Annotated in this window: 14 protein-coding genes; 8 read left to right on the top strand and 6 right to left on the bottom strand. The window is 67.5% G+C overall.

Features of this window, described 5'->3' with window-relative positions; translation table 11 throughout:
• Nucleotides 1-12 precede the first annotated feature (12 nt).
• A complete protein-coding gene (locus tag ACERIM_RS05445) occupies nucleotides 13-948 on the bottom strand; it encodes a phosphatase PAP2 family protein (RefSeq protein WP_373631641.1) in 936 nt (311 codons plus the stop codon).
• Between the two features lie 351 nt (nucleotides 949-1,299).
• Between ACERIM_RS05445 and ACERIM_RS05440 the strand changes: the two genes are divergently transcribed.
• The 3 genes from ACERIM_RS05440 (at nucleotide 1,300) to trpB (ending at nucleotide 3,981) form a co-directional block, all read left to right on the top strand.
• Nucleotides 1,300-1,440, top strand: a complete 141-nt coding sequence (locus ACERIM_RS05440) for a hypothetical protein (RefSeq protein ID WP_373631640.1) — start codon at nucleotides 1,300-1,302, stop codon at nucleotides 1,438-1,440.
• 4 nt (nucleotides 1,441-1,444) lie between these two features.
• Nucleotides 1,445-2,428: a YeiH family protein gene (locus ACERIM_RS05435; RefSeq protein WP_373631639.1), complete on the top strand. Its 984-nt coding sequence runs from the start codon at nucleotides 1,445-1,447 to the stop codon at nucleotides 2,426-2,428.
• A 401-nt stretch (nucleotides 2,429-2,829) separates the two neighbouring features.
• Nucleotides 2,830-3,981: a tryptophan synthase subunit beta gene (gene trpB, locus ACERIM_RS05430; RefSeq protein WP_373631637.1), complete on the top strand. Its 1,152-nt coding sequence runs from the start codon at nucleotides 2,830-2,832 to the stop codon at nucleotides 3,979-3,981.
• Here the strand turns inward: trpB and ACERIM_RS05425 are convergent.
• The 3 genes from ACERIM_RS05425 to ACERIM_RS05415 all read right to left on the bottom strand — a co-directional run bounded on the left by ACERIM_RS05425 (nucleotide 3,976) and on the right by ACERIM_RS05415 (nucleotide 6,318).
• Nucleotides 3,976-4,386 (bottom strand): HIT family protein, encoded by a 411-nt coding sequence (locus ACERIM_RS05425; RefSeq protein WP_006647900.1) that lies wholly within the window; start codon nucleotides 4,384-4,386, stop codon nucleotides 3,976-3,978. The genes trpB and ACERIM_RS05425 overlap by 6 nt on opposite strands.
• Nucleotides 4,387-4,431: 45 nt before the next feature.
• Nucleotides 4,432-5,493, bottom strand: coding sequence for a glycosyltransferase family 4 protein (locus ACERIM_RS05420; protein ID WP_006647901.1), 1,062 nt, complete (start codon nucleotides 5,491-5,493; stop codon nucleotides 4,432-4,434).
• A gap of 222 nt (nucleotides 5,494-5,715) precedes the next feature.
• Complete coding sequence (locus ACERIM_RS05415) at nucleotides 5,716-6,318, bottom strand: hypothetical protein (protein WP_373631635.1); 603 nt, start codon at nucleotides 6,316-6,318, stop codon at nucleotides 5,716-5,718.
• A 193-nt stretch (nucleotides 6,319-6,511) separates the two neighbouring features.
• Between ACERIM_RS05415 and ACERIM_RS05410 the strand changes: the two genes are divergently transcribed.
• The 3 genes from ACERIM_RS05410 to ACERIM_RS05400 all read left to right on the top strand — a co-directional run bounded on the left by ACERIM_RS05410 (nucleotide 6,512) and on the right by ACERIM_RS05400 (nucleotide 10,209).
• A complete protein-coding gene (locus ACERIM_RS05410) occupies nucleotides 6,512-8,329 on the top strand; it encodes a prolyl oligopeptidase family serine peptidase (RefSeq protein WP_373631633.1) in 1,818 nt (605 codons plus the stop codon).
• Between the two features lie 75 nt (nucleotides 8,330-8,404).
• Nucleotides 8,405-9,373 carry an ABC transporter ATP-binding protein gene (locus ACERIM_RS05405; RefSeq protein WP_006647904.1) on the top strand — a complete coding sequence of 323 codons (969 nt, stop codon included), beginning with the start codon at nucleotides 8,405-8,407 and terminating at the stop codon, nucleotides 9,371-9,373.
• Nucleotides 9,370-10,209 (top strand): ABC transporter permease subunit, encoded by an 840-nt coding sequence (locus ACERIM_RS05400; protein WP_006647905.1) that lies wholly within the window; start codon nucleotides 9,370-9,372, stop codon nucleotides 10,207-10,209. The genes ACERIM_RS05405 and ACERIM_RS05400 overlap by 4 nt, the downstream gene beginning before the upstream one ends.
• Nucleotides 10,210-10,249: 40 nt before the next feature.
• On the opposite strand, the gene ACERIM_RS05395 is transcribed toward ACERIM_RS05400, so the two are convergent.
• Nucleotides 10,250-11,311, bottom strand: a complete 1,062-nt coding sequence (locus ACERIM_RS05395) for an NAD(P)-dependent glycerol-1-phosphate dehydrogenase (protein WP_373631632.1) — start codon at nucleotides 11,309-11,311, stop codon at nucleotides 10,250-10,252.
• Nucleotides 11,312-11,508: 197 nt separating this feature from the next.
• Here ACERIM_RS05395 and ACERIM_RS05390 point away from each other — a divergent pair, with 197 nt between their 5' ends.
• The gene (locus ACERIM_RS05390; protein ID WP_373631631.1) at nucleotides 11,509-12,585 is read left to right on the top strand and encodes a peptidase; all 1,077 of its coding nucleotides are present in this window, start codon (nucleotides 11,509-11,511) and stop codon (nucleotides 12,583-12,585) included.
• On the opposite strand, the gene ACERIM_RS05385 is transcribed toward ACERIM_RS05390, so the two are convergent.
• Nucleotides 12,582-13,571 (bottom strand): NAD-dependent epimerase/dehydratase family protein, encoded by a 990-nt coding sequence (locus ACERIM_RS05385; RefSeq protein ID WP_373631630.1) that lies wholly within the window; start codon nucleotides 13,569-13,571, stop codon nucleotides 12,582-12,584. The genes ACERIM_RS05390 and ACERIM_RS05385 overlap by 4 nt on opposite strands.
• Nucleotides 13,572-14,285: 714 nt before the next feature.
• On the opposite strand from ACERIM_RS05385, the gene ACERIM_RS05380 reads away from it, so the two are divergent.
• Nucleotides 14,286-15,290, top strand: a complete 1,005-nt coding sequence (locus tag ACERIM_RS05380; protein ID WP_373631629.1) for an RAD55 family ATPase — start codon at nucleotides 14,286-14,288, stop codon at nucleotides 15,288-15,290.
• The last annotated feature ends 111 nt before the right edge of the window (nucleotides 15,291-15,401 follow it).

Here is a 15,401-nt window from a genome sequence, read left to right as displayed (position 1 = left end):
GCCCCGACGGACTTACTGCGATCGCGAGGGCGACTGACGCCCAAGGCAGTTCTCGAGGTCCGAGTGGTAGAGAACGGGCACCGCGACGAACGCAGCGGCGACGACGCCGAGAACCCCGCTCGCGGCGAGCAGCGGTTCGGGCCAGTAAATACTGGTAAGCACGGCCAGCGACGCGGCCGCGAGGAGGATGGCGAGGGCTCGCGCCGCGAGCGGTCGGCTCGTTCGTATCGGACCGCGTCCGGCCTCGAGCCCTCGAGCGAGGGCCGGGAGCTGCCAGCCGGCGAACGCGCCGATCGACGTACCCAACAGGAGGACGGCGTCGGGATCAGCGTCGCTCGTGGCGACGGCGACGGCGGCGAACCCGACCGCGAGCCCGAGTCCGAGCGTGCCGCGGCGGGTCGGATACCGATCCAGCAGCCGCCAGAGGAGGACCAGAAACGCCAGCCCGACGCCGACGCCCGCGACGACGTCAACGAGGTAGTGGACGCCGAGCCCGACCCGAGAGAGGCAGACGACCGTCACGAGCGCGGCGGCGGTGAGATACCGCTGCCGTCGCGTGCCGACCGAGAGGTACTCGGCAAGGCTGACGTAGACGACCGTCGTCATCAGGGCGTGACCGCTCGGAAAGCCGTAGCCAGTCGCGGTCGCCGTCGCACGGTGGAGCGGCTGAACCGCCGCCGGCAGCGCACTCGCCTCCACGAGTACCCGCTCGGGCCGGGGGAGGGCGAAGACGTGCTTCAGGCCCGTGATCAGCGACAGGCCAGCTAACATCGCGCCGAGTACGGCGGCGGCCTCGTCCCGGCGGGCCGTCGCCCCCCAGTAGGCGACTCCCACGATCAGCCCGAGGAACCAGACGTCTCCCAGTTGGGTCACGAGCCCGAGCAGGACGACGGCCCACTCGGGGGCGACCTCGCGGAACGCGTCGAACCACTCGAACCCTCGAGACATACCCCACGCTACGGGCGACGGGATACATAAACGATTCCGACGAGCGCGGCCGGCCCGATTCGCGATCCACAGCCCGTGTTTCAACGCCCACCCGGTGCCGCCCGAGATGCTCGAGGCCTCGAGCCAGTGCGTGCAAGCAGCGGGACGATCGCTCGTCTCTGATGGTCGGCGCCGCTCATGCGGGAGCTGCGGGTGCCGTCCCCCGAATGCGTCCCCGGCCTCGAGCGAGTCGTCGAAGCGAACCGACAGTCCGTCGATCGAATCGGCCTGTCGAGGATAGCGGAAACACACGCCGCAATCTACGACGAAATCGACAACAGTTAACTACGGCCGTCTCTCGAACACGGACACATGTCGACCGATGGCTGGCTGCCGATCGGCGACGCCGTGACGGATCGCTGGACGGTCCTCGAGCGCGACTGGCAGAGCGTGCTGATCGGCGCGGCGATCGTCGCACTCGTCGCCCTCTTCGAGTTGCAGATTCCGTGGTGAGGCGATGAACGGGCGTCGACTACTGCCGGGCCTGCTGGCTCTCTGTCTGGGTGCGCTCCTCGCACGAACGCTCGCCGGCGCGCTCGGCGTCAATCATCTCCTGCTCGCGATCGCGTTCGGATTCGTCGCGGCGAACGCCGTCGGGGTTCCCGATTTCCTCGAGCCCGGTATCGAGACGCACAAGCTCTGGCTGGGCACGGGGATCGTACTCATGGGAGCGTCGATCTCGCTCGAGACCGTCCTCGAAGTCGGTGGAGTCGTCCTGCTACTCGTCGTCGGCGTGACCGCGACGACGCTGCTGGTCGTGGAACTCCTCGCACGCAACGTGTTCGGGCTTGCCGACCGAATGGGGTCGCTGCTCGCGGCCGGTGCCAGCATCTGTGGCGTCTCGGCGGTCGTCGCGGTCGCCGGCTCGATTCGGGCCCGCGAGGAGCAGATCGCATACGCGGCCGCGACGGTCCTGCTGTTCGACGCGGTCACGATCGTCGTCTACCCGATCGTCGGCGATCTGTTGGGTCTCTCGGGGATGGTATTCGGGACGTGGGCCGGCGTCAGCATGTTCTCGACCGGACCCGTCGTGGCCGTCGGCTTCGCCCACTCCGAGGCCGCCGGACAGTGGGCGACGATGACGAAGCTCTCGCGAAACGCCCTGATCGGCGTCGTCGTTCTCGCATACGCGAGCTACTACGCACGCGCGGCCGGCGACAGTCGGCCCTCCGTTCGGACGCTCTGGGACGAGTTCCCGAAGTTCGTGCTGGGATTTCTCGGGCTCGCCGTCGTCGCGAGCGCCGGCGTCCTCTCTTCGGCCCAGTTGGCATCGATCGAGAACGCCTACAACTGGCTGTTCGTGGTCGCGTTCGCCGGTCTCGGCACCGAGATCCGACTCGCCGATCTCCGTACCACTGGATGGACGCCCGCCGTCGTCGTTCTGATCGCACTGCTCGCCAGTAGCGCCCTCTCGCTCGCGGCGCTGGTCCTGCTGTTCTGAGCGGAGCGACCCGGACCCAATACCGCGGCCGTAGTCGTGTTCGAGAAGCCGGCAAAATACGCACCATCCGATCGACGCTGGGATAGCCGGAATCGCTCGCTTGGACAGCCATGTGGGGCTGACGGAGCAGGATCACGAAACGGCTGGCGATACCGTGTCATTCCAGATAGCTGTCAAGTGACCCTCGGCGACCAGCCGATCCACGGCACCGACGAGCCGGCTCCGGAGATCCGCCGCCGGATCGGCGACGTCCAAAGCGGTCTCGGCCGACTAGCTCCGTTCCGAAGCCGCGGCTACGTCCACAACGTCCGGCCGCACGAGACGCCAAGTACCGTCAATGGCGCCCGTCGCGGCCGGACAGCACAGAAGCTATTTGCCGCCGGCGTGTCAGTCACGGACGTATGTCCAACGGAGCATTCGAAGGGTACGGTGGCAGACACGTCCCCGAACCCCTGCAGGAACCGCTCGAGCAGTTGGCCACCGCGTACGACGACATCGCGGCCACCGACGAGTTCCAGTCGGAGCTACGCGACCTGCTCGAGACGTTCGCGGGCCGGCCGACGCCGCTGTACTACGCGCGGAACTTGAGCGATCGCTACGGGGCCGACATCTATCTCAAGCGGGAGGACCTGCTCCACGGCGGCGCGCACAAGATCAACAACTGTCTCGGGCAGGCCCTGCTGGCGAAGCAGGCCGGTCGCGACCGGCTCATCGCCGAGACCGGCGCCGGCCAACACGGCACCGCGACCGCGATGGTCGGCGCACTGCTCGGCCTCGAGACGGAGATCTACATGGGGGCCAAAGACGTCGAGCGCCAGGAGATGAACGTCTTCCGGATGCGGCTGATGGGTGCCGAGGTCAACGAGGTCACCCGCGGCGACGAGGGGCTGGCCGACGCCGTCGACGCCGCGCTCGAGGACTTCGCCGAGAACGTCGACGACACCCACTACCTGGTCGGCAGCGTCGTCGGCCCGGACCCGTTCCCGCGGATGGTCCGGGACTTCCAGTCGGTGATCGGCGAGGAGGCCCGCGAACAGATCCGAGAACGGACCGGCGACCTGCCCGACGCCGCCGTCGCCTGCGTCGGCGGCGGCTCGAACGCCATCGGGCTCTTTCATGCCTTCCGCGACGACGATGTCGACTTCTACGGTGCCGAGGGCGGCGGGGAGGGGGCCGGTTCGAGCCGTCACGCCGCTCCGCTGGCGGACGGGAAAGACGACACGATTCACGGGATGAAGACCAGAGTCATCGAAGACGACGTCGAGGTTCACTCCGTCTCGGCGGGACTCGACTACCCCGGCGTCGGCCCCGAACACGCCATGTTCCGCGAAGTGGGACGCTGTGAGTACACCGGCGTCACCGACGACGAGGCACTGGCGGCCTTCCGCGAACTGAGCGAGACCGAGGGGATCATCCCGGCGCTCGAGTCGAGCCACGGGATCGCTCGCGCGATCGAACTCGCCGAGGCAGGCGATCACGACACGATCCTCGTGAACCTCTCGGGTCGCGGCGACAAGGACATGGAGACGGCGGCCGCGAAATTCGAGCTATAGGACCGACCGGACGCGGCCCGTCAGGTCGGCTGCCGCGTCGGGCTCGAGCGGCGTCCGTGACAGCGACAGTCGCACGTCGTCGTCCGTTCGGCGGGGGACCAGATGGACGTGGGCGTGGTCGACGCTGCCGACCAGCGGGCCACTCGTGTGAAAGACGCTGAACCCGTCGGGCTCGAGGACGGACTCGAGCGCGGTCGCGACGGTTCGGACCGTCTCGAAGACGGCGGCCGCTGTCGGCTCGTCAGCGGTCACTACCTCCTCCGCGTGGGCGCGTGGAACGATGAGTGTGTGTCCCGGTGTAGCAGGGTTCTCGTCGAGGAAGGCAAGCGTCCGCTCGTCCTCGTAGAGAACGTGTGCCGCTTGCTCGCCGGCGACGATCCGGCAGAACTCACAGTCGTCGTGCATAGCCGAATGTTCTCACGAACTAACAAATAGCTGTCTCCGGCCGCATCACAGCACGCCGTACTCGTCCCGAACCGTTCGGTACAGGTCGCGGTACCGTTCGGCCACCACCGATCGGTCGTAGTCGGCGAACCGGTCGTCGTACTCGCGATGCTCGAGGTCCCGGGCCGCGAGGATGGCCTCGACGAGTTCGGTCTCGCTGGTGGTCCGGAACCCCCGGTCCCAGCCCTCGACGAGTTCGTGTGCGCTCGAGTCGACGTGATACTCCACGAGCCCGACACAGCCGGCCGCAAGCGCCCACAGCATCTCCGTCGGGAACACGCAGTGGTCGGCCGTCTGGGCGAAGACGTGTGCGCCACGGTAGGCCGCGATCCGCTCCTCGAGGTCGAGGTCGCCGGCGAAGGTCACGCGGTCTTCGATCCGGAGGTCACTCGCGAGCCGTTCGTACGTATCGCGTTCCGGCCCGTCGCCGACGACCGTCGCCGACCACTCGCGATCCCGAAGTTCCGCGAGGGCCAACAGCAGGCTCTCGAGGTTGGCCCCCTCGTCGAGTCGGCGGGCGTAGATCACGTCGACCTGCTCGGCCGGCTCTACCGCCCGGATTCGGTCGCAGTCGATCGGATTCGGGAGGGCTTCGACGAGGTCACCGTCCGCACCGAGTTCGCGGACCCACGTCGTGACGAGCGACGACGGGGTGACGATCCGATCCGGTCGCCGGGCGGCGGCCCGCGTCCAGCGCGTCTCCGTGACGCCGCCGTCGCCGTACCACTCGAGGACGAGCGGGGCCCGCGCGAGCCGCGCGCCCCACTTGGCGGCGACGACCTGACTCGCCGGCTCGGCGCTGGCGTGAATCACGTCCGGGCGCGCGGCGGCGAGGACGAACGGAAGACGAAGCAGAAACGAACTCCGGGCCTCGAGGCCGCTCGAGACCGCGTGATAGGTAATCCCGTTTCGCTCGAACGTCGCGTCTTCGCCGGCCCAAAAGCCCGCACAGTAGCAGTGGACGTCGTGGCCGTTCTCGGCGAGGATCTCACAGACGGTTCGGAACCGCTGGTTCGTCTCGGTATCGCGGTGGTGAGCCGTTTCGAACGAGACGAACGCGATTCGCATACTCGGCGGCAACGGAGCCCCGGGCTATAAAGTCACTTTTTTCACTCGATTCGTCGGCCCGCGGATTCGCGTGAGCGGGCGGCCGCCGGTCCCTGTCGGGGCCGGGCTGGCCCGGCCCGAACCGTGGCAGTCGACCACGAAACTCCGGCGTGGCGATCCCCGTCCGTGTCGGGCGCTTGGTCCGTGACCGACACGAACCCACGACGTCAGTCGTGGAAGAAGTCAGTCACCGCTGTCGTTGATGGAGTCGTCGTCATCGCCGAAAAACGAGTCGATACCCTCGAAAAAGCCGTCGTCGTCGCTTTCGGTGTCGGTCTCCGTCTCACCGTCACTGCCGTCCTCGTCCTCGGTATCGCTTTCCTCCGAGTCTGATCCGTCGTCCCCACCGTCCGTCTCGTCGCTACCGTCGTCATCGTCGCCTCCGATCGTCTCGTCACTGTCGTCGTCATCGTCGCCTCCGATCGTCTCGTTGCTGTCGTCGTCATCGTCGCCAACGGAATCGTCCGCATCATCCAGCTCGTCACTTTCGTTGCCGTCCGAGTCGTTCTCGTCATCCGGATCTCCATCCCCGAACGCCTCATCGCCGTTCTCGTCCCCGCCGTCGTCACTCGAAGCGCCGTCGTCACCGTCGTCGCTGTCGGAATCGTTGCTTTCCACGTCGAACTCCGGCTGCTCGACTCCGCCGTCGGTCGTCGAGTCCTCGACCGGATCCCCCACGAACAGTTCCGACCCGACGGCCGCGACGGTGAGCCCGAAGGCCGCGAGGATGAGAACGGTCGTCACGAGGACGACGCCGACCGACGAGGCGTCGGTTTCGGTTGCCATCGAGTGACGCCACTCCCTCGGACGGCTTTGTTAACCGATGCAATTCCGCGAGAGGGACGAACGGATCCGGCCACGGCGCTCGAGCGAGCGTCCACGGGCCGACTGCGAGAAATCGGTCCCTACTGGGTACCGCGGGCTCGTGAGGGGGCCGGTGACCGAAACGATTACTCCCCCGCGTCCGTACGGCCCTGGCATGGGTTACGACATCGAGCGCTACCTCAACATTCGCAGTGCCCACGGTGCTTCGTTCGGTCCCGAGGGGGACCGACTCTCCTTTCTGATGGATACGACCGGCACGTCGCAGGTCTGGACCCTCGAAGGACCGCAGGAGTGGCCCGAACAGCGGACGTTCTACGACGAGCGGGTGACCTTCGCCTCGTGGTCGCCCGAGCGACCGGAACTGATCTTCGGGATGGACGAGGGCGGCAACGAACGCGCCCAACTGTTCAGACTCGACGCCGAGACCGGCGAGATCGAGACCCTGACCGCGATGCCGGATGCCAAACACCGCTGGGGCGGCTGGAGCCACGACGGCGACCGGTTCGCCTTCACCTCGAACCGCCGCGACGAGTCGGTCTTCGATGTCTACGTGCAGGACCGGGACGCGACCGGCGACGAAGCGGAACTGGTCTACGAGGGCGACGGCTGGCTCTCGCTGTCCGGCTGGAGCCCCGACGACTCCCGGCTGCTGGTCTCGCAGGCCTACTCCAACTTCGATCAGGACCTCTACGTCCTCGACCTCGAGGCCGACGAGCCCGACCTCGATCATCTCACGCCCCACGACGGCGACGTCCGCTACCAGAGCGCGAGCTGGGCTCCGGACGGCGAGGGGATCTACCTCGTGACCGACGAGGGCGACGCCGACACGCTCTATCTGGCGTATCTGGACCTGGCGACGAACGACCTCGAGACGGTCATCGACGGCGAGGGGTGGAACGTCGACGGCATCGCGCTGGACGACGAGACCGGCCGGTTCGTCTGCTCGCGCAACGTCGAGGGCTACACCGAGTTGACCGTCGGCGAGTTCGATCCCGACGACCCGACCGCGTTCGAGACCTTCCCTGACCCCGACCTGCCGGGCGGGGTGGCCGGCGGCGTGAGCTTCGACCCCGACGCCGAACGGTTCGCTCTCTCGACGAGCGGCGACGCGGTCAACACGAACGTCTTCGTGGTCGATATCGAGACTGGCGAGGCCGAGCGCTGGACCGACGCACCGACCGCCGGCATCCCTCGGGAGTCGTTCGACGGCGCCGACCTCGTCGACATCGAGAGTTTCGACGGGCTGGACGTACCCGGCTTTCTCACCCTTCCGGACGAGTACACCGAGGGCGAGACACCCGTCATCGTCGACATCCACGGCGGCCCCGAAAGCCAGCGCCGCCCCTCGTTCTCGAGTGTCAAGCAGTACTTCCTCGATCGGGGCTACGCCTACTTCGAACCCAACGTCCGGGGGTCGTCCGGCTACGGCGCGGACTACGCGGCGCTGGACGACGTCGAAAATCGGATGGATTCGGTCGCCGACATCCGGGCCTGCGTGGAGTGGTTGCAAGACCACCACGCAATCGATCCCGACCGAATCGCCGCGAAGGGCGGCTCCTACGGCGGCTTCATGGTGCTGGCCGCGCTAACCGAGTACCCCGACCTCTGGGCCGCCGGCATCGACGTGGTCGGGATCGCCAACTTCGTCACCTTCCTCGAGAACACGGGCGACTGGCGGCGCGAGTTGCGGGAAGCCGAGTACGGGAGCCTCGAGAATGACCGCGAGTTCTTGGAAGAGATTTCGCCGATCAACAACGTCGAGAACATCGCGGCCCCGTTGTTCGTCCTCCACGGGGAAAACGATCCCCGCGTGCCCGTCGGCGAGGCCGAACAGATCGCCGACCGGGCGGCCGAGCAGGGCGTCCCCGTTCGGAAACTGCTCTTCGAAGACGAGGGCCACGGCTTCTCGAAACTCGAGAACCGTATCGAGGCCTACAGCGAGATCGCGGACTTCCTCGACGAACACGTCTGATCGGGCCCTCGCCGTCGAACTCGTTCGCGAGCTTATTACAAAACATATACATGACAGTATCGCGGACTGTCGGGTATGGCCGCCATCGAAACCACCTCGCTGACCAAGCGGTACGGCGACTCGGTCCTCGCCGTCGACGACCTCGACCTGACCGTCGAGGAGGGAGAGATCTTCGGCTTTCTCGGTCCGAACGGGGCCGGGAAGTCGACGACGATCAACATGTTACTGGACTTCGTCCGGCCCACCGACGGGAGCGCGACAGTGCTGGGCTACGACGCACAGGACGAAACCGGAGAGATCCGCGAGCGGATCGGCGTCCTCCCGGAAGGCGCAACCCTCTACGAGCGCCTGACCGCCCGCGAACACGTCGAGTGGGTCGCCGACACCAAAGGCGTCGATACCGACGTCGACGCGCTGTTAGAGCGCGTCGGGATCCTCGAGGACGCCGACCGGACGGCCGGCGGCTTCTCGAAGGGGATGCGCCAGCGCCTCGGCCTCGGGATGGCGCTGGTCGGCGATCCCGAACTACTGCTCCTCGACGAGCCCTCCTCCGGGCTCGACCCGACGGGGATTCAGGACATGCGGGAACTGCTTCGAGCGGAGGCCGACTCGGGAACGACCGTCTTCTTCTCGAGTCACATCCTCTCGGAGGTCGAGGCGGTCTGTGACCGCGTCGGCATCATGAACGAGGGCCAGCTCGTCGCCCTCGACAGCATCGAAAACCTCCGAGACGAGTCGACCGGCGCGGCGACGATCGACGTCGAACTCGCCGAGGCGGTGGATCCCGACGCGCTCGACGTCGGCTCGATCGAGGGGGTGCAGCGGGTCTCCGCGGACGGCGATACCGTCACTGCGGTCTGTGACGAGCCCGCAGTCAAGGTCGACATCGTCCGCCACATCGACGAGCGGGCGATCGTGACCGATATCCTTTCGACAGATACCTCGCTCGAGGAGCTGTTCAACCAGTACACCGGGGCCGAGAGCGCGGACGAGGGATCGGTCGCGCCGGAAGCGGAGCAGCGAGAACAGGAGGTGTCCGCATGAGCGCGCTCTCCGTTGCCAAGCGGGACTTCCTGAACGTTCGGCGGGCCAAGCTCGTCTGGATCCCTGCCCTGCTGTACGCCCTGTTCATGCTCATCTTCTACTGGGGCCAGAGCAGTCGTCCGGAGCCGGACTTCTACATGGTCCTGTGGAGTCTCGCCGGGATCGGCGGAGCGTTGGTCATCCCGTTGGTCGCGATCGTCGCGGCGTACCTCTCGATCGCCGGCGAGCGCGAGTCCGGCAGTATTCGCTACCAGCTGAGTCTCCCGGTCTCGCGGTCGGACGTGGTCGTCGGCAAACTGCTCGCCCGCACCGGCGTCGTCGTGGCGTCGCTGCTGATCGCGTTCGCCATCGGGATCGTCGCCGCACAGGTACTCGTCCCCGACATGACCCTCGAGTACGACGGCTACGCCGCTTTCGTCGCACTGACGCTGCTGTACGCGCTGGCGTACGTCGCCGTCGCCGTCGCGATCTCCGCGGCCACCGCGAGTCGCTCGCGGGCGATGAGCGGCGCGATCGGCTTCTTCTTCGTGTTCAACCTCGGATGGAACTTCCTGCCGGTCAGCCCCGTCCAGATGGCCAGGTTCGTCTTCGAGGAACTCGGCGTCGACTACAGCGACTCGCTGCTGGACCTCATCTTCAGCCTCAGTCCGACCGGGGCCTACCTCAACGGGATGAAACTCGTCTTTCCGGACGATTTCACCGCCCTGCAGGCCACGACGGCCGGGAGCAATCCGTTCTACATCCAGGGCTGGTTTATGCTCGTGATCCTCGCCGGCTGGATCGTCGTCCCGCTGTTGCTGGGCGCGTGGCAGTTCCGGCGAACGGACCTCGGCTAATCGAACGGTTCGCACCGCCGACCGCGAATTCGATTGCCAGTCAATCGATGACGCCAGTTTTCGTCGCCACGTCTCGAGCCGCCCGCTCGTTCATTCCGCTGCCGAGGATCGTGTAGCGGTCGCGGATCTCGTGGCAGGTCGTCAACGCCTCGATGACGGTCTCGTCGTCGATGCCCAGTTCCGCCGCGGTCGTCGGCGCGTCGATACTCGCCAGGGCGTCGCGGATGGCCCGCCAGATCCCGTCCGCTCCCTGGTGGAGGTAGGCAGTCATGATCGAGCCGACGCCGACCTGATGGCCGTGTAAGGCCGCACCGGGTGCCAGTCGGTCGAGCTGGTGCGAAAAGAGGTGTTCGGCCCCGCTGGCCGGCCGCGAGGAACCGGCGATGCTCATCGCGACGCCGGAGGACATCAGCGCCTTGGTGACGACCCAGGCCGACTCCTCCAGGCCCGGCCGGATGAGGTCGGCGTTGTCGACTAGGATCTCGGCGGTCATCTCCGAGAGCGCGGCGGCGTACTCGGAGTACTCGACGTCCTGCAGCCGCTGGGCGAGCCGCCAGTCCATGACGGCGGTGTAGTTGGAGATGATGTCGGCACAGCCGGCGGTCGTCAGCTCCCACGGCGCGTCGGCGAGGATTCCCGTATCGGCGACGACCGCCAGCGGCGGTTCGGCGGCGACGCTGTGTCTGGAGTCGCCGTCCGGCACCGAGCCGCGATTACTGACGATCCCGTCGTGGCTCGCCGCCGTTGGAACGGAGCAAAAACCCATCTCGAGGTGGTGACTGGCGAGTTTTGCGATGTCGATGGCCTTCCCGCCGCCGATGCCGACCAGATAGGATACTCCTTCGGCCTCGGCGACTTCGATCACCCGTTCGACGGCGTCGAAGGTCGCTTTCTCGATCGTGACGATCGCGGGCTCGATCCCGGCGGCCTCGAAGTCGGCCGCGATGGGATCGGCGGCGACCTCGCGGGGCGTCGGACTCGTGACGAACAGCGGCCGCCCTTGCAGGTGGAGATCGTCGACCACGTCGACGACTTGGCTGCGAACGCCGTGGCCGACCACGACGTTTCGCGGGAGGCGGATCCACGTCGACTTCTCGAACATACCGGATCCCACACACCCCCGGGACATGTGCTTTTCCTCAGCGCCCCGACCGGAACGATCCCCGACGCGGTCCGGGACGGCGGTGATGACGTCGCGATCGGCTCCGACGGCCCGCTCGAGCGAGCGATCACCGGCGGCGAAACGATCCGTCGACACGATCGGCGATATTATAAGATTTCCAACTCCAATGGCCGCGTATGCTCGGCCTACTCGCGCTCTGGCTCGGATTGCTCGCCGGCGGCTACGTCGGGGGCCGGTACTACGGCAAGTATTCGCTCCGACGCACCGATGCGGAGGACCGCTCCCGCGGGACGTATCGGCTCCTCGCCGTCGTCGGCCTCGTGGCCCTGCTCGTCCTCGCGTTCGGCGGCCTCGTCGACGCGACCGAACGCGCGCTCGCGGCCGTCCATCCGGCGCTGGCGGGCGGGGTCGCCGCGCCGCTTTCCTGGCTCCCGACGGCGGGCGGAACGATCGCCGCCGTCCTGGTCGCGTACCTCGGCGTCTTTCCGTTCGCCCGCGAACGGCGCGACCTCGAGATCAGTGCCGTGACGGCGGTCGGCCGCCTCGCAAAGTACCTCGGGGCGATTACGCTCTTCGTGGTGGTCGCGCTCGCGCCGTTCACGGCACTGGTCGCCGCCTCCGACCCCAGCCCGCTGTGGATCCCGCTCCTGTTCGTCGTCCTCGCCGTCGGCTGCTACGGCTGGCTCCAGTACAGCGTTCGGCTCTCGCAGACGATCACCGCGCCGACGCCCGACCAACGCCGACGGCTCGAGGCCGCGGCCGACCGGGCCGAACTGGCCGCGACGATCGCCGGCGTGATCCCGGGCCGCGAAACCGAGGTCGCCGGCATATACCTCGACGGGCCGTTCTGGAACCGACGCGCGTACGCCACGGACTACGCGTTCGAGGTCCTCGACGACGAGGGACTGACGGCACTGTGTGCGCGGGCCAGCGCCGCGGACGAACGATGGCTCCTCGAGCGACGGGCGCTGGTCGTCGCGGTCCTCTTCGGACTGTTCCTGACGCTGACCGTCTGGGTGTCGCTGGCCGTCGGGCTCGTCGGCCTCGCGGTCGCCGGGCCGCTGCTCGCCCGAACGCTCCAGCGCGCCGAGTTCGCCGCCGATCGGCGCGCCGCGCGGGCGGTCGGTACGGACGCCCTCGCGAGCGCGATCGAGGCCGGCACCGACCTGGCCGACGACCGGAGTCGAGTCCACGAACGGCTCGCACCACGGCCGTCGACGAGCCGACGCCTCGAGCGGCTCCGCGACGCCTAAAGCGTCTCGAGGATCGCCAGCACGCGCTCCTCGGCCTCGCGGTCCGGGCCGTTGTCGTCGCCGTCCCAATCGCTCTCGAGGTGATCGTCGACCGTCCGGGCCAGCGAGTCCTCGAGCGGCGTCGATTCCCAGCCCAGCGCGGCGAGTTTCGCCGTCGAGAGGACGTGGGGGTACGACCGGTAGAGCGGGTAGTCCTCGAGGGAGATCTCGCCGGCTGCGAGTTCGCGCGGGCCGGCATGGACGATCTCGACATCGGTCTCGAGCGCGTCCGCGAGCAGGTCGACCAGTTCCTCGAGCGGGACGAGCCGCCGGTCGCCGACGTTGTAGGCCTCGCCGGGCTCGCCGCGTTCGGCGACGATCCGCAGCGCGGCGGCCACGTCCTCGACGTAGACGAGATGGCGAAGGTTCGTCCCGTCGCCGGGGACGACGACGCGGTCGAAGCGGTTCACGCGGTCGATCCACCAGTTCAGTCGTTCGGTGTAGTCGTGGGGGCCGTAGACGATCGGCGGCCGGACGACCATCGCAGGCACGCCGTCGTCGGCCGCCGCGAACGCCGCCCGGTCGCCCTCAGCCTTCCGGTTGCCGTAGGTCTCGAAGCTATCGTCGGTCGCTTGGTCGGGCGTACACTCGTGTAGCGGCGTCTCGCCCTCCCGCTTGGGGATCTCCTCGCGGCCGTAGGCCGCGCCGCTCGAGACGTAAACATAGGCCTCGCAATCCGCGAAGATCCGGGTCGCGGCCCGGACGTCCTTCGGGTGGTAGGCCACGCAGTCGAAGACGGCGTCGGGGTCGACGGTCGTTGCAGCGGCCTCGAGGGCCGTGTCGTTCGTCCGGTCGCCTTCGACGTGGGTGACGCGGTCGTCGTCCGCGAAGGGGTTCTCGCGGGTGCCCCGCGTGAACAGGGTCACGTCGTAGTCGTGGTCGAGTAGGTCCGCGACGAGGTGGCGGCCGATAAAGCGCGTGCCGCCGATGACTAAGGCGTCGTCCATACCGGCCCGTCACCGCTGTCGGGGAAAACGATGGCGGACGAGCGGTCGGTGGGTATCGGGTCGAGAGCAGTGGGGCCGCTCGAGCGCCGTGTTGAAAGCAGACTTGCGTATGCCATCCGACTCGAACGTGCGGTGGCGCGCGCTCTCAACTGCTCGAACGACGGCGAGAGCAGTTGATGACACTGTGCGAGGGATGAGTGAGTGACCAACGGGAACGAATGAATCGGCTGGGGAGGACGTGGTACTCCCTAGTAGCCACGATAGCAGAACGGCCTCGATCGAAAGGGACGGTACAACGAGTGTTCTGCTATCGTGGCAACACGGAAGGGCCTCACCCTCCCCAGCCGATTCGCTCACTTCGTTCGCTCATCCCTCGCACAGTGTCGTCGATCGACCTCACTATCGTTTGGCCGATCGACAGCGCGCGCCACCGCAGATCGACTGATCGGGCCGAAGTGAGAGGCACTGATGGCATCGGCTGGAATCCCCCGCGAACCCCCGTCGACGTTCGCTATAGTAGCCACCGAAAGTCATTGCACACCTGATCGAACGACGGCGTTGCGATCAGTGTGTAAATCGTTTCAGCGGCTACTATAGTCGGACTAAAGCGTCACTGAAAAGCGGACGAAACCGACTCGAGCGAGGCCCAGCCGGTCAGTACGGTCGCCTGCAGGGACGGGTTCTTTGCCGCCGTCGGTGGTAGGGCGGGTCGATATGTCCGACCAGCTCTGGACGGATCGCGCCCGGGAGTACCCCCTCGAGTGCGATCACTGCCATTATCCGATCCCCGGCGAGCCCGAAGCGGACGAGGACGGGCGCTACTGTTCGGCCGCCTGCCGCGAGGCCGTCGACGACGGCGCGACGATGCCCGACCCCGACGCCTACAAGCGGGTGATGACGGGAGTCGAACCGCTGGACTCGCTGGTTCCGAACGGGATCCCGGCCGACTCGATGCTCCTCCTATCGGGCGACGAGGGCACCCGCCGGGCCGAACTCGGGACCGAACTCGTCTGGCGCGCCTTAGAGCGGGGCGAACCCGCGGTCGTCTGTTCGGTCGCGAACCCGCCGACGGCGACGCTCGAGCGCTTCTACGAGAACGGCTGGAACGTCCTGCCGGCGCTGGAGAGCGACCGCCTGCGGATCGTCGACTGTTTCACCCATCGGCTCGACGACCGCGACGAGTTTCGCGCCGGGCGAAACGAGTGGGCGACCTTTCTCGGCGAGGCCGCCGCCGACGCGGTCATCGAGGTCGAGGATCCGGGCGACCGCCGCGAGGTGGCAACCGGGCTTCACCGGGCGCTCGACGACCTCGAGATGACCGAGACGGGGCTGGTGACGATCGACTCGCTGGACGAACTCGAGTCGCTTTCGGGTTCCGGGCTCGTCCACGACTTCGTGAAAGACGTTCGGGCGACGGTCTGTACGGCACGGTTCGTCCCGATCGTCGCCGCAGCCACGACGGCGGGGCAGGCGGCGTATCCCGAAACCGAGCGGGTCTTCGACGGGATCGTCGACCTGCGGCTGCGCGATGGGAGCGCGGCGGAGACTCGGCACAAACAGCTCGCGGTCCGGAAACTGACCGGGGCGGCGTTTCTCCCCCAGTGGGTAACGTACGACTACGAGCCCGCCCGCGGGCTGTTCGCGTTTGGCCCGAACACGGACACCCGACAGGCCCGCGACCTCGGGAACGGGTCCACCCAGTCGGCCCAGCGCCGGTAGCGGCCGGGGAGTGGAGGGTCAGTTCCGATGCCGACTGCACGCGAACGCACGCTCAGGCTTTATCCCGACGTTCGGTATAGGACCGACCGCAGTCACACACCGACCAGCGGC

The sequence above is a fragment of the Natrinema sp. H-ect1 genome (assembly GCF_041821105.1).
Lineage (GTDB): Archaea > Halobacteriota > Halobacteria > Halobacteriales > Natrialbaceae > Natrinema > Natrinema thermotolerans.
The sequence above is the reverse complement of the archived record's forward strand: the minus strand, read 5'-3'. Positions and strand labels throughout refer to the sequence as shown.

What these genes read in the sequence shown, in the direction of transcription:
- ACERIM_RS05385 (WP_373631630.1), bottom strand. Translation starts at nt 13,571, where the DNA reads ATGGACGACGCCTTAGTCATCGGCGGCACGCGCTTTATCGGCCGCCAC.
- ACERIM_RS05400 (WP_006647905.1), top strand. Translation starts at nt 9,370, where the DNA reads ATGAGCGCGCTCTCCGTTGCCAAGCGGGACTTCCTGAACGTTCGGCGG.
- ACERIM_RS05405 (WP_006647904.1), top strand. Translation starts at nt 8,405, where the DNA reads ATGGCCGCCATCGAAACCACCTCGCTGACCAAGCGGTACGGCGACTCG.
- ACERIM_RS05435 (WP_373631639.1), top strand. Translation starts at nt 1,445, where the DNA reads ATGAACGGGCGTCGACTACTGCCGGGCCTGCTGGCTCTCTGTCTGGGT.
- ACERIM_RS05440 (WP_373631640.1), top strand. Translation starts at nt 1,300, where the DNA reads ATGTCGACCGATGGCTGGCTGCCGATCGGCGACGCCGTGACGGATCGC.
- trpB (WP_373631637.1), top strand. Translation starts at nt 2,830, where the DNA reads ATGTCCAACGGAGCATTCGAAGGGTACGGTGGCAGACACGTCCCCGAA.
- ACERIM_RS05380 (WP_373631629.1), top strand. Translation starts at nt 14,286, where the DNA reads ATGTCCGACCAGCTCTGGACGGATCGCGCCCGGGAGTACCCCCTCGAG.
- ACERIM_RS05445 (WP_373631641.1), bottom strand. Translation starts at nt 948, where the DNA reads ATGTCTCGAGGGTTCGAGTGGTTCGACGCGTTCCGCGAGGTCGCCCCC.
- ACERIM_RS05425 (WP_006647900.1), bottom strand. Translation starts at nt 4,386, where the DNA reads ATGCACGACGACTGTGAGTTCTGCCGGATCGTCGCCGGCGAGCAAGCG.
- ACERIM_RS05415 (WP_373631635.1), bottom strand. Translation starts at nt 6,318, where the DNA reads ATGGCAACCGAAACCGACGCCTCGTCGGTCGGCGTCGTCCTCGTGACG.
- ACERIM_RS05390 (WP_373631631.1), top strand. Translation starts at nt 11,509, where the DNA reads ATGCTCGGCCTACTCGCGCTCTGGCTCGGATTGCTCGCCGGCGGCTAC.
- ACERIM_RS05395 (WP_373631632.1), bottom strand. Translation starts at nt 11,311, where the DNA reads ATGTTCGAGAAGTCGACGTGGATCCGCCTCCCGCGAAACGTCGTGGTC.
- ACERIM_RS05410 (WP_373631633.1), top strand. Translation starts at nt 6,512, where the DNA reads ATGGGTTACGACATCGAGCGCTACCTCAACATTCGCAGTGCCCACGGT.
- ACERIM_RS05420 (WP_006647901.1), bottom strand. Translation starts at nt 5,493, where the DNA reads ATGCGAATCGCGTTCGTCTCGTTCGAAACGGCTCACCACCGCGATACC.